Annotated in this window: 18 protein-coding genes and 6 tRNA genes; 15 read left to right on the plus strand and 9 right to left on the minus strand. The window is 40.7% G+C overall.

From position 1 onward, the window contains the following. Nucleotides 1-38: 38 nt before the first annotated feature. Together crr and miaB are read left to right on the plus strand one after the other, a co-directional pair. A complete protein-coding gene (gene crr, locus NYR63_RS07010) occupies nucleotides 39-539 on the plus strand; it encodes a PTS glucose transporter subunit IIA (RefSeq protein ID WP_279456898.1) in 501 nt (166 codons plus the stop codon). Between the two features lie 185 nt (nucleotides 540-724). After that, nucleotides 725-2,152, plus strand: coding sequence for a tRNA (N6-isopentenyl adenosine(37)-C2)-methylthiotransferase MiaB (miaB, locus tag NYR63_RS07015; RefSeq protein ID WP_005617789.1), 1,428 nt, complete (start codon nucleotides 725-727; stop codon nucleotides 2,150-2,152). Nucleotides 2,153-2,495: 343 nt separating this feature from the next. Here miaB and NYR63_RS07020 read toward each other — a convergent pair whose 3' ends face one another. After that, complete coding sequence (locus NYR63_RS07020) at nucleotides 2,496-5,504, minus strand: YadA-like family protein (RefSeq protein WP_279456899.1); 3,009 nt, start codon at nucleotides 5,502-5,504, stop codon at nucleotides 2,496-2,498. A gap of 468 nt (nucleotides 5,505-5,972) precedes the next feature. On the opposite strand from NYR63_RS07020, the gene uvrD reads away from it, so the two are divergent. The 4 genes from uvrD (at nucleotide 5,973) to hypE (ending at nucleotide 11,330) form a co-directional block, all read left to right on the plus strand. Beyond that, nucleotides 5,973-8,171 (plus strand): DNA helicase II, encoded by a 2,199-nt coding sequence (gene uvrD, locus NYR63_RS07025; protein ID WP_279456900.1) that lies wholly within the window; start codon nucleotides 5,973-5,975, stop codon nucleotides 8,169-8,171. Nucleotides 8,172-8,378: 207 nt separating this feature from the next. Beyond that, nucleotides 8,379-9,188, plus strand: coding sequence for a hydrogenase nickel incorporation protein HypB (hypB, locus tag NYR63_RS07030; RefSeq protein ID WP_279456901.1), 810 nt, complete (start codon nucleotides 8,379-8,381; stop codon nucleotides 9,186-9,188). Between the two features lie 11 nt (nucleotides 9,189-9,199). Then, the gene (gene hypD, locus NYR63_RS07035) at nucleotides 9,200-10,315 is read left to right on the plus strand and encodes a hydrogenase formation protein HypD (protein ID WP_279456902.1); all 1,116 of its coding nucleotides are present in this window, start codon (nucleotides 9,200-9,202) and stop codon (nucleotides 10,313-10,315) included. Between the two features lies 1 nt (nucleotide 10,316). Then, complete coding sequence (hypE, locus tag NYR63_RS07040) at nucleotides 10,317-11,330, plus strand: hydrogenase expression/formation protein HypE (RefSeq protein WP_279456903.1); 1,014 nt, start codon at nucleotides 10,317-10,319, stop codon at nucleotides 11,328-11,330. Between the two features lie 85 nt (nucleotides 11,331-11,415). Here hypE and hypF read toward each other — a convergent pair whose 3' ends face one another. Then, entirely contained in the window at nucleotides 11,416-13,710 is a 2,295-nt protein-coding gene (hypF, locus tag NYR63_RS07045) for a carbamoyltransferase HypF (protein WP_279456904.1), read from the minus strand. A 234-nt stretch (nucleotides 13,711-13,944) separates the two neighbouring features. Between hypF and hybO the strand changes: the two genes are divergently transcribed. From hybO to hybG, 7 genes are read left to right on the plus strand one after another with little or no spacing between them, the layout of a single operon-like run. Next, nucleotides 13,945-15,087, plus strand: coding sequence for a hydrogenase 2 small subunit (gene hybO / locus NYR63_RS07050; RefSeq protein ID WP_279456906.1), 1,143 nt, complete (start codon nucleotides 13,945-13,947; stop codon nucleotides 15,085-15,087). Beyond that, the gene (hybA, locus tag NYR63_RS07055) at nucleotides 15,080-16,117 is read left to right on the plus strand and encodes a hydrogenase 2 operon protein HybA (RefSeq protein WP_279456907.1); all 1,038 of its coding nucleotides are present in this window, start codon (nucleotides 15,080-15,082) and stop codon (nucleotides 16,115-16,117) included. Before hybO ends, hybA begins: the two co-directional genes overlap by 8 nt. Beyond that, nucleotides 16,110-17,291 carry a Ni/Fe-hydrogenase cytochrome b subunit gene (gene hybB, locus NYR63_RS07060; protein WP_279456908.1) on the plus strand — a complete coding sequence of 394 codons (1,182 nt, stop codon included), beginning with the start codon at nucleotides 16,110-16,112 and terminating at the stop codon, nucleotides 17,289-17,291. The genes hybA and hybB overlap by 8 nt, the downstream gene beginning before the upstream one ends. Beyond that, the gene (gene hybC, locus NYR63_RS07065) at nucleotides 17,288-18,997 is read left to right on the plus strand and encodes a hydrogenase 2 large subunit (RefSeq protein ID WP_279456909.1); all 1,710 of its coding nucleotides are present in this window, start codon (nucleotides 17,288-17,290) and stop codon (nucleotides 18,995-18,997) included. The genes hybB and hybC overlap by 4 nt, the downstream gene beginning before the upstream one ends. After that, nucleotides 18,997-19,494 carry a HyaD/HybD family hydrogenase maturation endopeptidase gene (locus NYR63_RS07070; RefSeq protein WP_279456910.1) on the plus strand — a complete coding sequence of 166 codons (498 nt, stop codon included), beginning with the start codon at nucleotides 18,997-18,999 and terminating at the stop codon, nucleotides 19,492-19,494. The genes hybC and NYR63_RS07070 overlap by 1 nt, the downstream gene beginning before the upstream one ends. Continuing rightward, complete coding sequence (gene hybE, locus NYR63_RS07075) at nucleotides 19,487-19,990, plus strand: hydrogenase-2 assembly chaperone (RefSeq protein WP_279456911.1); 504 nt, start codon at nucleotides 19,487-19,489, stop codon at nucleotides 19,988-19,990. The genes NYR63_RS07070 and hybE overlap by 8 nt, the downstream gene beginning before the upstream one ends. Before the next feature lie 29 nt (nucleotides 19,991-20,019). Further along, nucleotides 20,020-20,304, plus strand: a complete 285-nt coding sequence (gene hybG / locus NYR63_RS07080) for a hydrogenase maturation factor HybG (RefSeq protein ID WP_279456912.1) — start codon at nucleotides 20,020-20,022, stop codon at nucleotides 20,302-20,304. Between the two features lie 84 nt (nucleotides 20,305-20,388). On the opposite strand, the gene hypA is transcribed toward hybG, so the two are convergent. The 7 genes from hypA to NYR63_RS07115 form a co-directional block, all read right to left on the minus strand. Next, nucleotides 20,389-20,730 (minus strand): hydrogenase maturation nickel metallochaperone HypA, encoded by a 342-nt coding sequence (hypA, locus tag NYR63_RS07085; protein ID WP_279456913.1) that lies wholly within the window; start codon nucleotides 20,728-20,730, stop codon nucleotides 20,389-20,391. Between the two features lie 126 nt (nucleotides 20,731-20,856). Further along, nucleotides 20,857-20,932, minus strand: a tRNA-Gly gene (locus tag NYR63_RS07090). 46 nt (nucleotides 20,933-20,978) lie between these two features. After that, nucleotides 20,979-21,065: transfer RNA gene (locus NYR63_RS07095), tRNA-Leu, on the minus strand. A gap of 32 nt (nucleotides 21,066-21,097) precedes the next feature. Further along, nucleotides 21,098-21,184, minus strand: a tRNA-Leu gene (locus NYR63_RS07100). A 22-nt stretch (nucleotides 21,185-21,206) separates the two neighbouring features. Beyond that, a tRNA-Gly gene (locus NYR63_RS07105) sits at nucleotides 21,207-21,282 on the minus strand. 26 nt (nucleotides 21,283-21,308) lie between these two features. Then, nucleotides 21,309-21,395 (minus strand) — tRNA-Leu (locus NYR63_RS07110). 11 nt (nucleotides 21,396-21,406) lie between these two features. Then, nucleotides 21,407-21,482: transfer RNA gene (locus tag NYR63_RS07115), tRNA-Gly, on the minus strand. Between the two features lie 240 nt (nucleotides 21,483-21,722). Here NYR63_RS07115 and NYR63_RS07120 point away from each other — a divergent pair. Beyond that, nucleotides 21,723-22,751 (plus strand): YeeE/YedE family protein, encoded by a 1,029-nt coding sequence (locus NYR63_RS07120; protein ID WP_279456914.1) that lies wholly within the window; start codon nucleotides 21,723-21,725, stop codon nucleotides 22,749-22,751. Nucleotides 22,752-22,778: 27 nt separating this feature from the next. After that, the gene (locus tag NYR63_RS07125; protein WP_279456915.1) at nucleotides 22,779-23,000 is read left to right on the plus strand and encodes a sulfurtransferase TusA family protein; all 222 of its coding nucleotides are present in this window, start codon (nucleotides 22,779-22,781) and stop codon (nucleotides 22,998-23,000) included. Nucleotides 23,001-23,013 lie beyond the last annotated feature (13 nt).

Below are 23,013 nucleotides of genomic sequence, written 5' to 3' on the forward strand. Positions count from 1 at the left end.
CGGGTATTTTGTCTATTATTAAAATAACGGAGATTTCTATGGGCTTTTTCGACAAATTATTCGGATCAAAACAAGCAGCCGCAAAAGAGGTTAAAGTATATTCTCCTCTTTCAGGTGAAATCGTAAACATCGAAGACGTACCGGATGTGGTATTTTCAGAGAAAATCGTAGGCGACGGCGTTGCTATTCGTCCGAATTCAGACACTATTGTTGCGCCGGTAAACGGCACAATCGGTAAAATCTTTGAAACCAATCACGCATTTTCAATCGAATCGGAAGAAGGTGTTGAATTATTCGTTCACTTCGGTATCGATACGGTGGAATTAAAAGGTGAAGGTTTTACCCGCGTGGCACAAGAAGGTCAATCGGTAAAAGTCGGCGAGCCGATTATTAAGTTTGACTTAGAATTACTCGAAGGCAAAGCTAAATCAGTACTGACACCGATAGTCATTTCTAATATGGATGAAATCAGCAATTTAGACAAGAAAGTCGGTCAAGTTGTTGCAGGCGAAAGCGTTGTATTAACCTTAACTAAATAATTGATTTAGTAATATAAGTAAGTGCCACGGTAGTGAAATATCGTGGCATTTTTTTGCTAATTTTATTTATTTATAGCGAAAAAATAAGCAAACGGGTACAATAAACGAAACTTGTGCGTAAAGGGATTCTCTCTTTACGCTTTTATTTTTAACTTATTGATATATTTATTATTTTTTAAAAGATTATGGCGAAATTGCATATTACAACCTGGGGCTGCCAAATGAATGAGTACGACTCATCAAAAATGGCGGATCTTTTAAATTCAACACACGGTTTAGAACTGACTGACAAACCGGAAGAAGCGGACGTATTATTACTTAATACTTGCTCAATCCGAGAAAAAGCACAAGAAAAAGTATTCTCACAACTCGGTCGTTGGAAAAACTGGAAAAAAGATAAACCGGATCTAATTATCGGCGTGGGCGGTTGCGTAGCATCGCAAGAAGGTGAACACATTCGTGATCGTGCACCATTCGTTGATATCGTATTCGGCCCGCAAACATTGCACCGTTTACCGGAAATGATCAACAAAATCCGTGGCGGAGATCGTGCGATTGTCGATATTTCTTTCCCAGAAATTGAAAAATTTGACCGCTTACCGGAACCTCGTGCCGAAGGCCCGACCGCTTTCGTTTCAATTATGGAAGGTTGTAATAAATACTGCTCATTCTGTGTAGTGCCTTATACGCGCGGTGAAGAAGTTTCTCGCCCGGTGGATGACGTATTATTTGAAATCGCACAATTAGCGGAACAAGGCGTACGTGAAGTGAACTTACTTGGTCAGAATGTAAATGCTTACCGCGGCGAAACCTTTGACGGCGGTATTTGTACCTTTGCCGAATTGCTTCGTTTAGTCGCTGCGATTGACGGTATCGACCGTGTACGCTACACCACCAGTCACCCGATTGAATTTACCGATGACATCATTGAAGTTTATCGCGACACGCCTGAATTAGTGAGCTTCTTACACTTACCAATTCAAAGCGGTGCGGATCGCGTATTAACCATGATGAAACGTAACCATACGGCATTAGAATATAAAGCGATCATTCGTAAATTACGTGAAGTTCGTCCGAATATTCAGATCAGTTCGGACTTTATCGTTGGTTTCCCGGGTGAAACGGCGGAAGATTTCGAACAAACAATGAAAGTAATCGAGCAAGTAAACTTCGATATGAGCTTCAGCTTTATCTACTCTGCTCGTCCGGGTACACCGGCAGCTGACTTACCGGATGATATTTCGGAAGAAGAGAAAAAAGAGCGTTTAGCACGTTTACAACAACGTATCAATCACCAAGCTATGCAATTCAGCCGTGCAATGTTAGGCACGGAACAACGTGTATTGGTGGAAGGCCCGTCGAAAAAAGATATTATGGAATTAACCGGTCGTACCGAAAACAACCGAATTGTGAACTTCCAAGGCACACCGGATATGATTGGTAAATTTGTCGATATTAAAATCACCGATGTTTATACCAACTCATTACGCGGCGATGTGGTTCGTACCGAAGACGAAATGGGTTTACGTGTGGTCGAATCGGCGGCAAGCGTGATTGCTCGTACTCGTAAAGAAGACGATCTCGGCGTCGGCAAATATGTTGTGAATTTATAGAAATATCTCGTTGATTTATTAGTGAAGTAAATAAACGAGTTTTATCCATTATAGAATTGTAAATATAAAAAATAGTTACCGATTATTTTTCAAAAATTATCGGTAACTATTTTTATCTATACCATACTTTTATATACGAAAAGCATATTATTTTATTCTTTTCCTTTAAAAATATTTAACCTAATTGATTATCCTTTCTCAATATTAACCCAAGATGCTTTTCAATAATAAAATAAAAATAATTATCATTTTCTATAACTATAAAAAAGCGGTCGGATTTTATAAAAAATCGACCGCTTGTTTATTAAAGTAAAATCAACTTAATTAATCAAACAAATCTCTATTACCATTGGTAACCAAAACTTGCCGCCGCACCGGTATCTCCACGAGTATTACCGTTTACAGAGATTTTCACACCGATATTACCGTTATCCGATAAACGAGAATAACCTACTGCAATTGCGCCTTGATCTTTATAAGTACCTACACCCGCAGAAACCATAGATTTACCAGGCATATTAGCTTGATATAGATTTCCCATTGCCATTGCACCTGCAATACCTGCACGTAAATCTTTGTTTACGCGATCAAGTCTACGGTTAATATTATTGGTAGCACGTTTCAATTGACCTACATTAACTGCATCACTATCGGCTTTACCGTCTGCTAAATTAGTGATTCGAGTAGATTGACCGTTCGCACCGCTTACTTTAAGTGCAGAGCCGTAATTATCTTTTACGGTTTCGATAGTTGCCGTGTTATCGCCTTTACCTACTTTCACCGAATCGAAACTTGGTGTTTTAGATGTTGCAATAGCGATATTTGAACCGTTTTGAGTGATTTCGATATTATTACCCGCTTTCACTTTAACGGTATCTCCCATCTTAACGTTAGATTTGCTTACGGAGCCGTCCACAGTAGTCGTTTCAAGATTCCAACCTTTTGCGACTTCATTTTGTAAGTTCGTCACATTTTGGTTTGTTGCATGTAATTGGGTTCCGTTTACCGCATCCTTGCTGTTTGCGCTAACTTCTCCCGCCGCAACATTAGTAACTTTTTTATCTCCGTTATTTAGACCGTCCGAAGTTAAGCTTACCAGTGAGTCGGCAAAACTTATACCTTTGTCAGAAACTTTAGTATCACCGGCAACCAAACTACCGCTTTCACCTAAATTCACATCTTTATTTAGGCTAACGGTTGCGGTTTTATTTACGGTGGTAACCGAAATATTGCCACTGCCTTCAACTTTTACAGTTTCGGTCGGATTCGGTGCCGGGTTAGGGTTTGGTACCGGGTTAGGATTCGGTGCCGGATTTGGCGCAGGTTGTACGAAATCCTTAAGCGCTTTCACGATAGAATAAATTTGAGAACCGTTAATCGCATCCGTTGAGTTTGCAGTAATATTCCCTGCCGCTACATGAGTAATACGACGTTCTAAACTAGCGATACTTTTATCTTTATCTTTATATTCATCTCTACCTACGGAAACAACAGAGTGCGCCGTTTTACCTGCCCAGTCTGTAGTTACATCCTGATTATCTACTTTGGCTTTCAAGTTTTCTGCGAATTTTGCTTCTTTTACTTTATCGAATGCAGCTTGATCTCCGGTATCGGACTCACTGCCTAAAGCCACGCTATTATCTAACTTAGCGATGGTGTGCGTACCAATCGCAGTAGCGTTATTTCCTTCGGCTAATGCAATACTACCCATTGCAGTAGCATTATTTTGGTGCGCCATTGCTAAATAACCGAATGCCGAAGCAGCTTCACCCGTCGCACTAGAGAAATTCCCGTAAGCCGAAGCGGATGCTTTTTCTGCGTGCGAAAAAGCACCAGTAGCGGTTGTATATAATTCATCGGCTCTTGCCGAGAATCCTGTTGCTGTTGAAAATTCACTGTCAGCTTTTGACATGGCACCGAATGCCGATGAGAATGAACCATTGGCGTGAGCAAACATCCCTATCGCAGTGGAAGCCTTACCTAATGAATATGCTCCCGCACCATAAGCGGCAGAAGCAAAATCTAATGCCTGACTACTTATACCGAATGCAGAAGCGCTACTAGCATAAGCAAATGCATTATTACCATAAGCTGAAGAACCTCGGCCATAAGAGATCGCTTTATGACCATAAGCTGAAGAAGTGCTCCCTACTGCCATTGCAGAGCTACCAAAAGCGGAAGAATGATCTCCTTCTGCCATTGCCGAATCACCAAAAGCAGAGGAAGCGCTACCTTCTGATATTGAGCGACTACCGAAAGCAGAAGAATACCACCCACTTGCTTGAGATGAGTGACCGAATGCAGAGGCTCCTCCAGTAGCATATGAGTTTTCCCCATAAGCTGATGCAGCATTCCATTCAGCGAATGCATTATGGCCGTAAGCGGAAGCCCCTTCACCATTCGCTATAGATAAAGTCCCATAAGCGGAAGCCCCTTTATCATTCGCTATAGATAAAGTCCCATAAGCGGAAGCTCCAATCTCTTTAGCTATAGATGAGAACCCATAAGCCGAACTACTTTCGCTAAGTGCATTCGCATAAGAACCGAAAGCGGATGACTTATCGCCTTCCGCCGTAGATAGATAACCTACCGCTGAAGACTGTTCACCGGCAGCTTTCGCACCGTTACCATAAGCGGAAGAACGGTCACCTTGAGCTACTGCAAGGTGTCCTGTTGCGGTAGCTGATTCGCCTTCGGCAATTGCTAAATGCCCGAATGCGGAAGATGCTAATCCTTGGGCACTAGCTAGATGACCATAAGCCGAAGAGGATTGTCCCAAAGCATGAGAAAATTTACCCACCGCCGTAGAATCTTGTCCTTCAGCCGTAGCATAAGCACCGATAGCGGTCGCAAAGTTATTTAAAGATAAAGAACCAAAACCTAAAGCTGTGGACATTAACCCCTTAGCTTCAGAATCCGTTCCATAAGCTGTAGCACCGGCTAGATTACTTTGAGCTTTCGCATCTCTTTCATTATTCAGCGGATCATAAGGAGCTAAAAGAGTCGGACCAATTCCTTTAGCGGAAGGCAGTGATGTGCCTCTTAAGAAAAAGTTCTTTAAGCTATATTTTACTCCTCGCTCTAGTTGAATAGTTAATTCGCTTATTGGTGTTAGGTCAGCAGGGTACTTAACAGGGCTGTTCTTAACACGGAATGGCTCTCCCTCATCATATGCATCAATTATACTACTTACTCTTTCACCTATCTGCTGACCTTCAAGTACCTTATCTTGTTCTTGCGACTGTAAAACACCACCGCCTTCTGTAAACCACTGAGCTTCTCTTGGGTAATTTTTCGCATCTTCTTTTAACTCTTCTACCCTTTCATCACTGAGACCAAATTGTATATACATACTATCACCGGGTTTAGATAACTTTCCCCAGCTTACAACGTTATTTTCTGCATGAACCGGCATAGATAAAACAGCCATACCTACAAAACTAGAGCCGGCTATTTTTGATATATTATTAATCTTCATAAAAAAATCACTCTTAAAAATAATTAATATAAATTACATAATTAAGCCTTAATATCACTGTAATTTAATAAATAAAAACGCTTATTATTTAGTTGAAGTTATAATCTTTAGAAACTCCGAATTGATTATAATCAATATATTAGTATGAAAAAAGCGTTTATTCTTGAATTTACAATTTAGTTGTGACAGATAAAAAAGCATTTATATTTAAAAATATTTATATTTAAAAGCATTTATAAAAATCCAAAATATATATTTTGAGAAATTTTATAAAAATTCGACCGCTTTGATCTATAATAGGATTAACTGTATAAACGAACATTAATTAAATACGAGGCGGTAATGGATTTTTCTTTATTATTAGACGGTTTAAATGATAAGCAGCGAGAGGCTGTCGCTGCGCCGTTGGGCAATTATTTAGTATTGGCGGGAGCCGGTTCCGGTAAAACACGGGTACTGACCCATCGTATTGCATGGTTAATCGGTGTAGAAAACGTACCGGAATCGAATATTCTAGCGGTCACCTTTACCAATAAAGCGGCAGCGGAAATGCGTCATCGTATCGAACATACCCTTTCTTCCAGCAGCCATCACCGCCTGTTCGGTATGTGGGTCGGTACATTCCACAGCATTGCTAACCGCTTATTACGTTCGCATTATCTTGATGCCAATCTGCCGCAAGATTTCCAAATTATGGATAGCGAAGATCAGCAACGTTTACTGAAACGCTTGTTAAAGCTGCACAATATTGATGAAAAACATTTCCCGCCGAAACACGTGGCGTGGTATATCAGTGCGCAAAAAGATAAAGGAAAACGCCCAAAAGATATTGATCATCATAACGATCCGAACGAGAAGAAATTAGTTCAAATCTACCAAATCTATCAAGATGCCTGTGATCGTGCCGGTTTGCTAGATTTTGCTGAATTATTGATTCGAGCTTATGAACTTTTCCGAGACAAACCGCCGATTTTGCAACGCTACCAACAACGTTTTCAGCAGATTTTGATCGATGAGTTCCAAGATACCAACAATATTCAATACGACTTAATCCGTCTGCTTGCCGGTAAAACCGGTAACGTGATGATTGTCGGCGATGACGACCAATCGATTTACGGCTGGCGTGGTGCGCAGGTTGAAAATATTCAGCGTTTCTTAAATGACTACCAAAAAGCGGAAACTATTCGTCTTGAGCAAAATTACCGTTCAACCGGGCATATTCTTGCCACTGCTAACGAATTGATTTCCAATAACGAAGACCGCTTGGGTAAGAATTTATGGACCGATCAAGGCGATGGCGATCCGGTTGAAATTTATTGTGCTTTCAACGAATTGGACGAAGCTCGTTTTGTTGCTTCACAAATCAAACAATGGAAAGAAGACGAAGGCAGCCTAAACGAATGTGCGGTGTTATATCGTAGTAACAGCCAATCTCGTGTGATTGAAGAAGCATTGATTCAAGCTAATATTCCTTACCGTATTTACGGCGGTATGCGTTTCTTCGAACGCCAAGAAATCAAAGATGCGCTGGCATATTTACGCTTGATTGCTAATCGCCAAGATGATGCGGCATTTGAACGAGTGATTAACACACCGCCAAGAGGAATTGGCGAACGCACGTTAGATACGATTCGTCAAATTACCCGTAATCGCCAAATAACCTTATGGCAGGCGATTCAAGTGGCAGTACAGGAAGAACAACTGTCCGGCAGAGCCGCTTCCGCCTTACTGCGTTTTGTCGAATTGATTAATGCACTCGAACAAGAAACCGAACAAATGCCACTGTTTGAACAAACCGATTTTGTAATAAAAAAATCCGGTTTATACGAAATGTATAAACAAGAAAAAGGGGAAAAAGGCGAAGTTCGTATCGAGAACTTAGAAGAGTTGGTCACCGCTACCAAGCAATTCAGCAAGCCTGATGAAGCGGAAGAAATGTCGGATCTCACCGCATTTTTAACTCACGCCTCATTAGAAGCCGGCGAAGCGCAAGCCTCCCCGCATCAGGATTATGTCGAACTAATGACGTTACATTCGGCAAAAGGTTTAGAGTTCCCCCGTGTATTTATGGTGGGTGTGGAAGAAGGAATTTTCCCGAGCGGAATGAGTTTTGACGAAGGCAGACTACAAGAAGAGCGCCGTTTGGCTTACGTCGGCATTACCCGAGCGAAGAAAAAATTGACGATTAGTTATGCCGAACTTAGACGTTTATACGGCAAAGAAGAGCGTCATATCGCCTCTCGTTTTATTGCCGAGTTGCCTGAACAACATATTCGAGAAGTGCGTTTGAGAGGCTCCATCAATCGTGCGGCAAGTTTTGCCCAAAGCACACCTTTTGCAAAAAATTCGGCAAAAACGACCGCTTCTTGTTTAGAAGACAATAGCTGGAAAATGGGGCAAAAAGTACAGCACGCTAAATTCGGACAAGGCACGATTATCAATGTAGAAGGCAGCGGCGAAGCGACCCGTTTACAAATCGCTTTTGCCGGTAACGGCATTAAGTGGTTGATTGCTAAAATGGCAAATTTAACGAAAATTTAGACCGCTTGGTGTAGGTATAAATATCGGCATATATGATTTATTGCATATATGCCTTTTTCCTATTTAATGAAAAATATCTCCTCTATCTCTTATATACCTAATTCAGGCTATTTTATGAGTATTGTGATCCTGATCAACTTAGCCGAATTGAAAGTATAGTCTAATCTCTATAATGATCATCATACCTTGTATTTAGGGAGATAAATTATGTGTTCGACTTGCGGATGCGGCAGCGCTCAGGTAAAAATCGGAGAATTACCGCATACTCATTATAATGACGGAGAACTTCCCTCAAAATCCCAACCTTCCCATTCTTTCGCCATAAGAGGCGTTGCCGAAGTGCAAAAATCGAATACGGCAAATGTTCAAACTCGATTACTCAAAATTGAACAAGACGTATTAGGCGAAAATAATCAATATGCGCGTTTAAATCATGATTTCTTTAAACAAAACAAGATATTGGCATTAAATTTAGTTTCTAGCCCAGGCTCCGGTAAAACCACATTACTTGCCTCAACACTCACTTATTTAAAAGAACATAAACAATGTTATGTGATTGAAGGTGATCAGCAAACTGAAAACGATGCAAACCGAATCAGAGCGACGGGAGTGACCGCCTTACAAATTAATACCGGTAAAGGCTGTCACTTGGATGCGAAAATGGTGTTAGAAGCGTTAGCGAAATTACAACCGAATCCAAACAGTACCGTGTTTATCGAAAATGTCGGGAATCTAGTATGCCCCGCCGAATTTGATTTAGGCGAGTTTGCGAAAGTGGCTATTCTCTCGGTAACGGAAGGAGAAGATAAGCCGCTAAAATATCCGCATATGTTTATGGCGGCAAAACTGATGATTATCAATAAAATAGATCTCTTACCTTACCTCAACTTCGATTTGGAAAAATGTATTGCCTATGCAAAACAAGTGAATCCGAATATTCAAATCTTTTGTCTTTCAGCCACGTCCGGCGAAGGGATGAAAGCGTGGTTGGAATGGTTGGAAAACCAAATGGCTTAAGGAATCAGAAAATGCAATTCGTCGATGAGTTTAGAGATCCTGTTTTGGCAGGTAAATTGATCACGCACTTACAGCAATTAATGCAAAAGTTGCCGCAATTCAGTAAAAAACGACCGCTTTATTTGATGGAAGTATGCGGCGGTCATACCCATACGATTTTTAAGTTCGGTTTAGACCGCATTTTACCGGAAAGCATCGAATTTATTCACGGTCCCGGCTGTCCGGTATGCGTACTGCCGATGGGCAGAATAGATGTATGTATTGAAATCGCTCGTCGCCCCGAGGTCATTTTTTGTACCTTCGGTGATGCGATGAGAGTAAAAGGCAAACTAGGCTCTTTATTGGATGCTAAAGGACAGGGTGCCGATATTCGTATCGTCTATTCTCCCTTGGATGCACTCAATATTGCCCGGCAAAATCCGGATAAAAAAGTGGTTTTCTTTTCTCTCGGATTTGAAACGACAATGCCAAGTACGGCGGTAACCCTACAACAAGCCAAAAAGCAACAGGTAAATAACTTCTTTATTGTTTGCCAAAACATTACGATTATTCCTACATTACGAGAATTATTACGACAAGAGCAAGTATTAATCGACGGCTTTATCGCACCGGGTCACGTCAGTATGATTATCGGCACCGCTCCCTATCAACCGCTTGCCGAGCAATATCATAAACCGTTTGTGGTTACCGGCTTTGAGCCTTTAGATTTATTACAAGCGATTGTGATGCTAGTCGAACAATTCGTCGAGAATCGTTGTGAAGTTGAAAATCAATACAAGCGGATTGTTCAATCCAACGGTAATCTAATCGCACAGCAGGCAATGCAAGAAGTCTTTCAATTGAAAAAAAGTAGCGAATGGCGAGGATTAGGCGAAATTGCGGAATCAGGGGTTGAGCTTACCGAGCAGTATGCGCAATTCGATGCCGAGAAATATTTTAATACGCAGGTACATGCCGTTGCGGATGATCCTCTCGCTCGCTGCGGAGATGTCTTAACAGGAAAATGTAAACCGAGTGATTGTCCTTTATTCGGGCAAAAATGTAACCCGGATAGTGCCTATGGTGCATTAATGGTTTCTTCTGAGGGGGCGTGTTCGGCTTACTATCAATATCGGAGAGAAATATAATATGAGCGATATTATTACGATGTCCCATGGAAACGGCGGACTATTAATGCAAAAATTAATTCAAGAATATTTTATGGACGCATTTAATAATCCTCTGCTTTCACAGGCTGAAGATCAAGCTCGCTTACCTTTAACCGCTTTAACATCACAAGGCGACCAACTCGCTTTTAGTACCGATAGCTTTGTCATAGATCCTATTTTTTTCCCCGGTGGGAATATCGGTAAATTAGCGGTATGCGGTACGGTAAACGATGTTGTGGTAAGCGGTGCCGTTCCCCTTTATCTTTCATGCGGTTTTATTTTAGAAGAAGGCTTCCCGCTTGAACAGCTAAAGCAAGTGATTAGCGAAATGGCAAATTGCGCTAAAAAAGCAGGTATTCAAATTGTTACCGGAGATACTAAAGTGGTACCGAAAGGAGCGGCGGATAAAATTTTCATTAATACCAGCGGTATCGGTATCATTCCTGCTCAAATCCAATGGGGAATGCATCAAATTAAAACGGGCGATAAAATTATTGTAAGCGGCACATTAGGCGATCACGGCGCAACTATTCTGAATTTACGAGAGAAACTCGGTATCCAGACGGATCTGATTAGCGATTGTAATGTCCTAACGCCGTTAGTCGATTTACTACGCCCGATAGAAGGAATTAAAACCCTTAGAGATGCAACCAGAGGCGGCGTAAATGCGGTATTACACGAATTTTCACAAAGCAGCGGACTCGGTATGCAAATTTACCAAGATGCGTTACCTATTCGTACTGAGGTAAGGGGGATATGTGAACTGTTAGGCTTGGAAGCGATAAACTTTGCTAATGAAGGAAAACTCATCGTTATTACAAGTGCCGAAGCGGCACAAGCTGCGTTATCCGCTCTCCAGACTCATCCTCTCGGAAAAGATGCTGCAATCATAGGCGAAGTTATTTCCGATAAAAAAGTTCGCTTAATCGGATCTTTCGGACAAAGTCGTTTATTAGATCTACCGACTATCGAACCTCTACCGCGTATTTGCTAAGTATAAAAAATCCGTAATATTACGTGGTGATTGAACAAACAGTATTTATAAGGGCGAATATAACTCGCCCTTATTTATATGAATATTAATAATAACTTGCGATAACTGCCTGCCCGAGAGCTATTCCGCCGTCTCCCATGGGAAATTCATGCCCAGTCAATAGCTTAAAATCGGATAACATTGATTTAATTAAATAACGCAGTAATCGGTTATGCCACACACCTCCGGACAATACGATAGTTTTAATATGATATTTATCCGCTTGTAAACGTGCTAGGTTCGCTAATCCTTGTGCTAACGAATAATGAAAAATCCAAGCTTTTTCTGCCGAAGAAGCCTCCAAAGCCAACCAATCCGACCAAAAATCCGCTAAATTTAATTGATTATGTTCATTTAAAGAGATTGTGATACCGTTACGTGAAGTTTTTCCCGTTTGAGCATACTGCCAAGCCATATTTTCCAATTTACAAGCCGCCTCTCCTTCCCAAGTTATCTGATCAGCGACAATACCCAATGCACAGGCTGCCGCATCAAATAAACGACCTGCTGAAGAAATCAGTGGCGCATTAATTTTAGCCTCAACCGCTCTAACCAAAGGTTGCCAATTTTTATCTTTAATAATCTGCCGAACTTGTGCATTATTTTGCCAGTTATCGACAAAAGCTAAACAATGCGCAAGAAAACTACGCCAAGGTTGTTTAGCGGCAATATCCCCGCCAATCAAAGCAACTTGAGGCAACCCGCCTAAATATTTGCAACGATTTTTAGAAACTAATAAGCATTCTCCGCCCCATAATTGGGCATTTTCTCCCATTCCGATACCGTCTAAGGCTAAACCGATAACCTGTTCTTCCAAACAATTATGTTCGGCTAATACGCTAACAATATGAGCATGATGATGCAGTACTTCGACTAACGGAACATTATATTTTTCGGATAAGGTTTTACCCAACTGATGCGTAAAATAGCCTTGATGTGCATCAACAGCTATCAAATCAGGAGTAAATTGATAAATTTGTTCAAATAATACAATATTATCAATTAATTGCTGTTGTATTTGTTCATTCTGCATATCACCCAAATGTTGAGTAATCACTGCATTTTCCTTACGTAATAAGCAAAACGTATTTTTTAAATCCGCTCCTAATGCCAAAATATTTTTATCATTATTAATAGATAAGGCGGTTTCGTTCGGCACATAGCCGCGTGCTCTGCGTAACGTTTCTTTGCCGTCAAACGATACCCTAACAAGAGAATCATCGGTTCGTTGTACTATATCTCGATTATGCAGTAACCAGTAATCCGCTAAATCCGCTAACGAGTCGAGAGCATCTCGATTATCCAGCGCGGGAGGTAACCCGCTACGATTTCCGCTAGTCATAATCAAAGGCATATTCGCTTCATGCATAAGCAAATGCTGTAACGGATTGCTAGGTAACATAACGCCGATTTCAGCTAAATCTGGAGCGACTAAATCGTGTACTCCGCGCACTTTATGCTTCGCTAATAACACTATCGGTGCCGCACTACTTTGTAATAATAAACGTTCTTCTTCGGCTAATTCCGTTAGCCAATCAAGATTAGGTACCATTACCGCAAAAGGTTTGCTAGGTCTGACCTTTCTATGACGTAATAAATCTATCGTTTTCGCTTGAGTAGCATCACAAGCCAAATGAAATCCGCCTAATCCTTTAACTGCAACAATGTAGCCTTGGCGTAATTTATCGGCTGCGGCTAAAATTGCCGGATAATTTTGCGCTATTTGCTCCGTTTTATTGCAAAGCATGATGTGAGGTCCGCATTCGGGACAAGCATTAGGTTGTGCGTGGAATCTTCTGTCCGCCGGATCTTTATATTCTCGTTTGCAAGTATCGCAAAACTTAAAATCACGCATCGAGGTATTTTGGCGATCGTAGGGAATCGCTCGAATAATCGTAAAACGAGGTCCGCAATGAGTACAGTTGGTAAAAGGATAATGGAAGCGACGGTTATTCTCATCGAATATTTCATTCAAGCAAGCAGGACAAGTTGCCGCATCCGGAATTACTTGAGTATCCATTTGACTGTTTTCACTTTCACGAATTAAAAATAAATTCGCATCAATAATGGAATCCCATTCGCTATGCTTAATTTGTAATGAGGTAATCTGCGCTAACGGCGGAAGTTTATTTTGTAAAGCATATAAAAAGGCATTGAACTTCTCTGAAGTTTTTTCTTTTTCATCAGCTAAAATTCTAATCAAAACACCCTGTCCGTCATTATTTACATCGCCGGATAACTGATATTCGTTTGCCAACTGCCATACAAACGGACGAAAACCGACACCTTGTACTTTTCCTTTTACTCTAATTTCAAGGCCGCTATATACCATATTCCTCATTACTATTTTCCTCACTTTAAATAATATTATTTTAATCATTTTAGCAGCGGTAAATTAATACTCCCGATTTAAGAAAACAATGATTCTCATCAATAAATAGTATGCTTAATGCCAGCTACCTATTTAGGTGTAATTTCTGAAAAAACCTTAATTTTTATGAGATAAATCAAATTTATCGCATATTAAAGAGCCTATGATCAGCCCATATATAAAATGTGTATTTAGGAGTGAAATATGCAACGATATGATGACCTGTTTTCTGCTCTTACCGATGTTTCTCGTCGGGATTTTATGAAATTATGTACCGCCTTAGCAGCTACAATGGGGTTAAATGCTAAAGCAAGCGCAGAAATGACTAATGCCTTAACAAACCCGCAACGTCCTCCGGTAATTTGGATTGGTGCACAAGAATGTACCGGTTGTACGGAATCCCTATTACGAGCAACCCATCCTACGGTAGAAAATCTCGTGTTGGATTTAATTTCTCTTGAATACCATGAAGTGCTATCAGCAGCTTTCGGTGAACAAGCGGAAGATAACAAACATAATGCAATGCATAAATATAAAGGTCAGTATATTTTAGTCGTGGACGGTTCGATTCCGGTTAAAGATGACGGCATATACTGTATGATTGCGGGCAAACCCGTTTTAGAACATATTAAAGAAGCCGCTAAAGATGCAATGGCAATCATTGCTATCGGTTCATGCGCTGCGTGGGGCGGCGTTCCTTCCAGCGGTAATAATCCGACCGGTGCAAGCAGTTTATCGGATATCCTACTGGGTATGCCGATTATTAATATCCCCGGCTGTCCTCCTAATCCTCATAATTTCTTGGCAACCGTCGCCTATATTATTACCTATAAAAAATTACCGAATATGGACAAACTTAATCGTCCGCTATTCGCTTACGACAGACTTATTCATGAAAACTGTTATAGAAGACCGCACTTTGATGCGGGAAGATTTGCTCGTGAATACGGTGATGAGGGACACAGACAAGGTTGGTGTTTATATCATTTAGGTTGTAAAGGGCCTGAAACTTACGGTAACTGTTCAACCCTTGAGTTTTGTGATGTCGGCGGTAATAACTGGCCGGTCGGTATAGGCCATCCTTGCTATGGCTGTAATGAACAGGGTGTCGGATTTACCAAAGGTATTTTCCAATTAGCTACGGTGGAGAATCCGACTCCAAGAGTGGATAAACCTAGCGTAAACATCACTGAGGGAGGTTCTGCCTCTAAAACTGTTATCGGTTTACTCGGCGGAGCCGCCGGCGTACTTACCGGGGTAAGTGTAATGACATTACGTAGTTTGAGTATCCAACACAAAGCCCAACAGCAAGCCTCAAATAATTCTCGGGAACAATATCATGAATAGACGTAAGTTTCTAAAAGTGGGTATCGGCGGCGGATTAGCCTCCGGTCTTACGCCGAACGTCGCTAACGCCCAAGCGGAAAATCGCCCTCGGATACCGACCGCCGTCGGTATGTTATATGACTCCACACTCTGTGTCGGTTGCCAAGCTTGTGTCGCCGAATGTCAAAATTTAAATAAAACGGCGATTAATCCTGTGGGAGAGCAAACTTGGTCGAATAACGATAAATTATCGCCTTTTACTCGTAACATTATTCAAGTTTGGTCAAATGGGGAAGGTAAATATAAAGATCAGGTTGATAACGGTTACGCTTACATTAAAAAGCAATGCATGCACTGTGTTGAACCCAATTGCGTAACGGCTTGTCCGGTACAAGCGCTTACGAAAGATTCAAAAACCGGTATCGTCAATTATGATCCGGATATTTGTACCGGTTGTCGTTATTGTATGGTCGCTTGTCCGTTTAACGTACCTAAATACGATTATAACAATCCGTTCGGCGAAATCAGTAAATGTGAACTGTGTAACCAAAAAGGATTGGAGCGTATTGATAAAGGCGAAAATCCGGGTTGCTGTCAAGTTTGTCCGACCGGCGCAATTATTTACGGTAGTTATAATGACTTATTGGCCGAAGCCAAACGTCGCTTAACTTTACTCAGAGGCACAGAGTACGATTATCCTCGTCAAACGGTGGATAGCAAAGATACTTATAAAGCTAAAGTTCCTTTATATCAGCAACATATTTACGGAGAAACCGAAGGCGGTGGTACGCAAGTGCTGGTACTTAGCGGTGTTCCGCATGAAAATTTAGACTTACCTCCGTTGGATGAATTAGCGACAGGTACACGAGCGGCTCATTTACAGCATACTTTGTATAAAGGCATGATACTACCGTTAGTTGCTTTAGCAGGACTAACGGCAATGACCTATAGAAGTTTACATGCGGACAAAATAGAAGCTAAAAAACAAGAATGGAAATTAGCTCGTGAACAAATGAAAGTAGAAGAAGATAAGGAGGATCACCATGGCTAAAGCTCGTCCTCTCGGCGGTCGTTTAATATCAATTCCCGTATTAGTATTTGCACCGCTTGCTGCTATTTGTGCGTTATTAATTTTACGCCGTCTGATTTTTGGTATCGGTTCCGTTACCGAACTGAACGGCGGTTATCCTTGGGGGCTATGGATTGGTTTTGACTTATTGGTCGGAACGGGTCTAGCTTGCGGAGGCTGGGCATTAGCGTGGACGGTATATGTTTTTAATAAAGGAAAATATCATCCTTTAGTACGACCTGCATTGTTAGCCAGTTTATTCGGATATACCCTAGGCGGATTATCCATCACTATCGATATGGGACGTTATTGGCATCTACCTTATTTTTTCATGCCCGGACAATTTAATACCTCTTCCGTATTATTTGAAACAGCGGCATGTATGACCGTTTATATCTGTGTTGTAACCTTAGAATTTGCACCGGTTATTTTAGGTTATTTCGGTTTGAAAAAATGGTTTGATAAGCTCAATAAAATCATGTTCTTCCTCGTTGCGTTAGGTGCTTTATTACCGATGATGCACCAATCCTCAATGGGTTCTCTGATGATTGTTGCAGGTCATAAAGTACACCCGGTATGGCAAAGCTATGAAATGTTACCGATCTTTTCGTTATTTACGGCATTTATTATGGGATTTTCCATTATCATTTTTGAAGGTTCATTAGTAAAAGCGGGATTAGCGGGTAAAGCACCGGATGAAAGACACTTATTTACACGTTTAGCCAGAGTGGCGGCAATCCTCATCGGATTATTTATCGTCGTTCGTTTCGGAGAATTAATTTATAACGATAAATTACATTATGTCTTACAAGGCGATTTCTATTCATTAATGTTTTGGTTAGAAGTAGGTTTACTGTCTTTACCTATTTTCACACTCTTCTTAGGCGACAAATTTTCCGATAGCCGTTGGTTGTTTATCTCGGCCCTTTGTATGATCGGCGGTTCTGCATTATGGCGTATGAATTATTCCATCATTATGTTTGATCCGGGCATGGGCTACGATTACTTCCCGTCGGCACCGGAACTATTAATTTCAATCGGGTTTATTTCTATTGAAATTTGCGCCTACATATTAATTGTTCGATTATTCCCTGTATTACCAGTTATCCAAGAAGCACATCAAGAAAATAATATCCAATCCGGAGTGAGAGTATGACAACTAAACAACGTATTACTATTGATCCGGTGACTCGTATTGAAGGTCACCTACGTATCGATTGTGAAATTGAAGACGGCAAAGTAACCAATGCTTGGTCGTCAGGTACCATGTGGCGAGGCATGGAAAATATTATTCAGGGTAAAGACCCTCGTGATGCTTGGATGATAATGCAACGAATTTGCGGCGTTTGTACGACGGTACACGCTATTGTTAGTGTTAGAGCCGTAGAAGACGCTATCGGAGCTAAAGTACCGTTAAATGCGCAATATATTCGTAATATGATTTTAGCCGCACATACGATGCATGACCATATCGTACATTTTTATCAACTTTCCGCAATGGACTGGGTGGATATTACTTCTGCTCTAAAAGCCGATCCTGAAAAAGCGGAAGCGATGCTGAAAGGTGTTTCAACTTGGTCGCTAAACAGTGCGAATGAATTCCGTAACGTACAAAATAAATTAAAAGCGTTAGTTGCGAGCGGGCAATTAGGTATTTTTGCCAACGGATATTTCGGTCATCCGGCAATGAAATTACCGCCGGAAGTAAACTTAATTGCGGTCGCCCACTATTTACAAGCGTTAGAATGCCAGCGTGACGCTAACCGTATCGTAGCGTTATTAGGTAGTAAAACGCCTCATATTCAAAACTTAGCAATAGGCGGTGTCGCTAATCCGATTAACTTAGACGCTCAATCCGTACTCAACTTAGAACGTTTAATGTTCGTTAAAAGTTGTATAGATAAATTAAACGATTTCGTGAACCAAGTTTATAAAATCGATACCGCAGTTATTGCCGCACATTATCCGGAATGGCTACAGTTAGGTAAAACATCACGTAATTACTTATCCGTACCGGAATATCCTTTAAATGAAGACAATACTAAATTTGTACTTTCCGGCGGTTATATTGAAAACGGAGACTTATCTTCTTTCCGTAATATCGCCGATTATAAAGACGAATTCCTATTGAAAGGTATTAAAGAAAGCGGAAAACATGCATGGTATGAAGATGATGAGGCTTTAGAACCGTGGGCTGGTTTAACTCGTCCTAAATATACCGGTTGGCAAGAAGACGGGAAATATTCTTGGGTAAAAGCACCTTCTTTTTATAATAAAGTCGTTGAAGTCGGACCGTTAGCTTATCTAATGTGCGGATTAGCAACCGAAAATAAATTAACCGTAAAACACTTCAATGAAGTGAAAAACTTATATAAAACACTTACGCAAAACGAATTATCCGTTGATGATTTACATTCTACATTAGGACGTATCATCGGACGTACCGTGCATTGTTGTACTCTTAACGATCTACTTGTTCAACAATGGCAATTATTGATAGAGAATATCGGTAGGGGTGATACCGATGCTTACTTAAAAGCGGAAATTCCACCGACAGGCGAATTTAAAGGTGTTGGCTTTAGTGAGGTACCTAGAGGAATGTTATCTCACTGGATTGTAATCAAAGACGGTAAAATTGCTAATTACCAAGCCGTAGTACCATCCACTTGGAATTCCGGTCCGAGAAACCAAGATGATGAAATGGGTCCTTATGAACTCTCTTTAATCGGCACGCCTGTCGCCGATCCGAAGAAACCTTTAGAAATTGTTCGTACGATTCACTCGTTTGACCCTTGTATGTCTTGTGCCGTACATGTCGTTAATACCGAAACCGACGAAGTAACCGAAGTTAAGGTACTATAATGAAGCCATTAATTTTAGGTATCGGAAATATTTTACTAAGTGACGAAGGCATAGGTGTCAGAGTTGCTCAAGAACTGGAAAAAAAGCCGGAACTTGCAGCATTCTTAGATATTATTGATGGCGGTACATGTGGAATGGAACTTCTTGATTGTATCGCCAATCGTAAATACCTAATTATTATAGATGCGGTACTTGCCAATAAAAATGCTGGAGAAATTATTGTGTTGCACAATGAAAAAATTCCGACATTTTTTTCACGTAAAATTTCACCGCATCAGCTTGGTATCTGCGATGTATTATCGGCATTGACCTTAACGGAAGAACTTCCTGAACATATATGCCTAATCGGCATCCAACCGGAATCATTGGAATCGGGGATCGGACTAAGTAAAACAATAGAAAATGCGTTTCCGTCCATTTTTCATTGTTTAGCTCAGCAACTGGAAGTTTACGGATTCAATGATCCATTATTACTTCGGGAGCTGGAAAATGTATAGACACCAAAATACATCAAGCGAAAGTGCCTTATCCGAGGTAGTAGGATTTAATCGCAATCCTGCAGAATTATTCCGCAAGGAGATGGAACAAATATCTGCAAATATGCAAGATCTGCCGTTTTATCGGCATGATATTCCATGTTTTACGCCTAACTTTATATTATACGAAGGGCAATGGATAGGTACTGTCTTAACACCTTGGATGATAAGTATCATTGTCATTCCGGGGCCGGAACAATTATGGGAAGGAAGGACAGTTGGGGATAAGCTAGGCTTACAATTACCCTATAAAACAATGACATTTACCGTAAGTAGTATCAACTCGATACCGCAATATCTAAGTTGTTCATTATTATCTCCGATTGATCCGAGTTTAACACCGGAACAAGCGGTTCAATTAACGAAAGATTGTCTAACTATGTTACTATCGTTACCTATAAAACAGCAGGTACCTGATATAGGTAAACGTAATATTTTTAGTGCCATGTTAAAATAAATCTAGATCAGAAGAATAGGAAAATTATTATGTGTTTAGGCGTACCGGGAAAAATTGTCAAAATTGGGCAAAGTGCGTTCGAACTTGCTACAGTCGATGTTTGCGGTGTACAAAGAGAGGTTAATATCACTTTAGTTTGTGATAACGATCCGAAAATGTTATTAGGAAAATGGGTTCTACTCCATGTCGGTTTTGCTATGAGTATCATGGATGAAAAAGAAGCTAAAAATACTTTAGATGCCTTACTATCCATAAATCAGTTAGAGCAGGAGTTAAATGATTTCGAAGGATTAAGACCCGTAGCACTTAATTAAATAATTTGAGTAAACAGAACTAAAGCCGAATAAAATACTTACTATTTTATTCGGCTTAGCTATTATGTAAGAATGAAAGTATTATTACTTTACCGCAAGTTCTTTTATTTTTAATTCGCTGCCTTGCTGAATATGCAGATCTTGAGAACCGCAATGAGGACATATTGTTTGTGCCACGGCTAACTCCACCGATTGACTACAGCCCCAACACCAAGCTTTTGCAGGTATATCAATAAAATGTAATTGACATCCTTCCGCAATCGTATCCCTGCATATCGTATTAAAACAAAACTCCAATGAAGATTTTTCTACACAAGATAAAGCCCCGATTTCAAGCCATAAATCGGTTACCTGATTTACATTTTGAGACTCGCATTCTTTTTCAATTATTTGAAGAATGCTTTGGCATAAAGACATCTCGTGCATAATTATTTCCTTACTTTATTACATTAAAAACATCATTAAAAAACGATATAAACAGCTTAATTATAATATAAATAAGTTAATAGATAGATACTTAAGATAGGTGAATTAATTGATTTAAATATAGAATGGAGCGGGAAACGAGGCTCGAACTCGCGACCCCGACCTTGGCAAGGTCGTGCTCTACCAACTGAGCTATTCCCGCATTGAGATTATTTTAATTTAAAATAATTTGGAAGTTTATTATCGAATGGTGCCCGAGGCCAGACTTGAACTGGCACGCCCCGAAAGGCGAGGGATTTTAAATCCCTTGCGTCTACCGATTCCGCCACTCGGGCTTCGATAATTAATTTTATTTTAAGCTTTAAAATGGTGCCCGAGGCCAGACTTGAACTGGCACGCCCCGAAAGGCGAGGGATTTTAAATCCCTTGCGTCTACCGATTCCGCCACTCGGGCACAACCGTTTTAAATCTTAAAATGGAGCGGGAAACGAGGCTCGAACTCGCGACCCCGACCTTGGCAAGGTCGTGCTCTACCAACTGAGCTATTCCCGCATAATTTAAATTTTGTCATTCTAAAATGGTGCCCGAGGCCAGACTTGAACTGGCACGCCCCGAAAGGCGAGGGATTTTAAATCCCTTGCGTCTACCGATTCCGCCACTCGGGCTCATCTTAAAATGGAGCGGGAAACGAGGCTCGAACTCGCGACCCCGACCTTGGCAAGGTCGTGCTCTACCAACTGAGCTATTCCCGCAATAAAAACGCTACGTTATTTCGTAGCGATTTATGTGCCGTATTTTAGGGATTTTTGAAAAGTTGTCAAACACAAATTTCAAAAAAAGTTTCGTTAGGCGAAAATTCAATCCATTTGACGATTTTTTGCTAGAAATCCGTTTCTTATTCCAAAAAGAAATAAAGAAAATAGAATAGTTATTGGAATCTACCATTTGATTTTCCTAATAATAATTACACTTTATATTTATCAGGAGATCTTATGTTAATTTCAGGTCTATTTTGTGGCTTATTGCTTGGTTTTGTTATGCAACGCGGGCGATTTTGTATTACCGGTGCATTCCGAGATTTATATGTCACTAAAAGTAAGAAAATGTTTATCGCATTACTTATTGCGATTAGCGTTCAATCCGTCGGGTTCTTTATCCTAAGAGAAGCTGGCTTTATTAACTTCCAACCGGCTGAAAACTTCGCACCTGTTGCAGTTATAAGCGGAGCTTTCCTCTTTGGTATTGGGATCATTCTCGCCGGCGGCTGTGCAACCGGAACATGGTATCGGGCAGGTGAAGGATTAGTCGGTAGCTGGGTTGCATTAGCTACTTATATGTTATTTAGTGCAATGCTTAGAACCGGCCCGTTAGGCTCATTTAACAATGAGTTACGCAGTATCAATATCGAACATAAAACCATTTATGAAAGTTTCGGTATTTCACCTTGGATTTTAGTTGTTCTGCTTATCGGTATCACCGGATTTGCCGTTTTTCAGCAGCTACGTAAACCCAAAGCTAAAATCGCTACACTCAAACCGAAAAAAACAGGTCTAGCACACATTTTATTCGAAAAACGTTGGGATCCGTTTATTACGGCAATAATCATCGGCATTATTGCGATTTGCGCTTGGGTATTTAGTATACCGACAGGGCGTGAATTCGGTTTAGGCATTACCGGTCCTTCTGCAAATTTATTGCAATTTTTAGTCACCGGCGAAACTAAATTTATTAACTGGGGCGTATTACTGGTGTTAGGTATTTTACTTGGCTCTTTTATTGCGGCGAAAGGCGCAAATGAATTCAGAGTGAGAGTACCGGACAGCAAAACCGTTATCTACAGTGCAACAGGCGGTGTATTGATGGGAATCGGTGCCACACTTGCCGGAGGCTGTTCTATCGGTAACGGCTTAGTAGAAACCTCATTTTTCTCATGGCAAGGTTGGGTATCGCTCCCTGTGATGATTTTAGGTACTTGGGTTGCCGCTTACTTCACAATTATTAAACCGCGTACAAACGCATAAACCATACACATACATAAGGAATCACATATGCAAGTAAAATTAGAAACATCCGGCTTAGTCTGTCCTTTCCCGCTTGTAGAAGCTAAAGAGGCAATGGCAAAACTAAATAAAGGCGATGAACTGATTATCGAATTTGACTGTACTCAAGCGACTGAAGCCATCCCGAACTGGGCGGCGGAAGAAGGCTATGATGTGACTGACTTCGAGCAAATTGATGATGCTAAGTGGACGATTACCGTCGTGAAATAATAAAGACAAGCGG

Source organism: Actinobacillus genomosp. 1 (genome assembly GCF_029774175.1).
In the GTDB taxonomy this organism is placed as follows: domain Bacteria; phylum Pseudomonadota; class Gammaproteobacteria; order Enterobacterales; family Pasteurellaceae; genus Actinobacillus.

Coding starts and splice junctions, on each gene's coding strand:
- crr (WP_279456898.1), top strand. CDS start 39: ATGGGCTTTTTCGACAAATTATTCGGATCAAAACAAGCAGCCGCAAAA.
- miaB (WP_005617789.1), top strand. CDS start 725: ATGGCGAAATTGCATATTACAACCTGGGGCTGCCAAATGAATGAGTAC.
- NYR63_RS07020 (WP_279456899.1), bottom strand. CDS start 5,504: ATGTATATACAATTTGGTCTCAGTGATGAAAGGGTAGAAGAGTTAAAA.
- uvrD (WP_279456900.1), top strand. CDS start 5,973: ATGGATTTTTCTTTATTATTAGACGGTTTAAATGATAAGCAGCGAGAG.
- hypB (WP_279456901.1), top strand. CDS start 8,379: ATGTGTTCGACTTGCGGATGCGGCAGCGCTCAGGTAAAAATCGGAGAA.
- hypD (WP_279456902.1), top strand. CDS start 9,200: ATGCAATTCGTCGATGAGTTTAGAGATCCTGTTTTGGCAGGTAAATTG.
- hypE (WP_279456903.1), top strand. CDS start 10,317: ATGAGCGATATTATTACGATGTCCCATGGAAACGGCGGACTATTAATG.
- hypF (WP_279456904.1), bottom strand. CDS start 13,710: ATGAGGAATATGGTATATAGCGGCCTTGAAATTAGAGTAAAAGGAAAA.
- hybO (WP_279456906.1), top strand. CDS start 13,945: ATGCAACGATATGATGACCTGTTTTCTGCTCTTACCGATGTTTCTCGT.
- hybA (WP_279456907.1), top strand. CDS start 15,080: ATGAATAGACGTAAGTTTCTAAAAGTGGGTATCGGCGGCGGATTAGCC.
- hybB (WP_279456908.1), top strand. CDS start 16,110: ATGGCTAAAGCTCGTCCTCTCGGCGGTCGTTTAATATCAATTCCCGTA.
- hybC (WP_279456909.1), top strand. CDS start 17,288: ATGACAACTAAACAACGTATTACTATTGATCCGGTGACTCGTATTGAA.
- NYR63_RS07070 (WP_279456910.1), top strand. CDS start 18,997: ATGAAGCCATTAATTTTAGGTATCGGAAATATTTTACTAAGTGACGAA.
- hybE (WP_279456911.1), top strand. CDS start 19,487: ATGTATAGACACCAAAATACATCAAGCGAAAGTGCCTTATCCGAGGTA.
- hybG (WP_279456912.1), top strand. CDS start 20,020: ATGTGTTTAGGCGTACCGGGAAAAATTGTCAAAATTGGGCAAAGTGCG.
- hypA (WP_279456913.1), bottom strand. CDS start 20,730: ATGCACGAGATGTCTTTATGCCAAAGCATTCTTCAAATAATTGAAAAA.
- NYR63_RS07120 (WP_279456914.1), top strand. CDS start 21,723: ATGTTAATTTCAGGTCTATTTTGTGGCTTATTGCTTGGTTTTGTTATG.
- NYR63_RS07125 (WP_279456915.1), top strand. CDS start 22,779: ATGCAAGTAAAATTAGAAACATCCGGCTTAGTCTGTCCTTTCCCGCTT.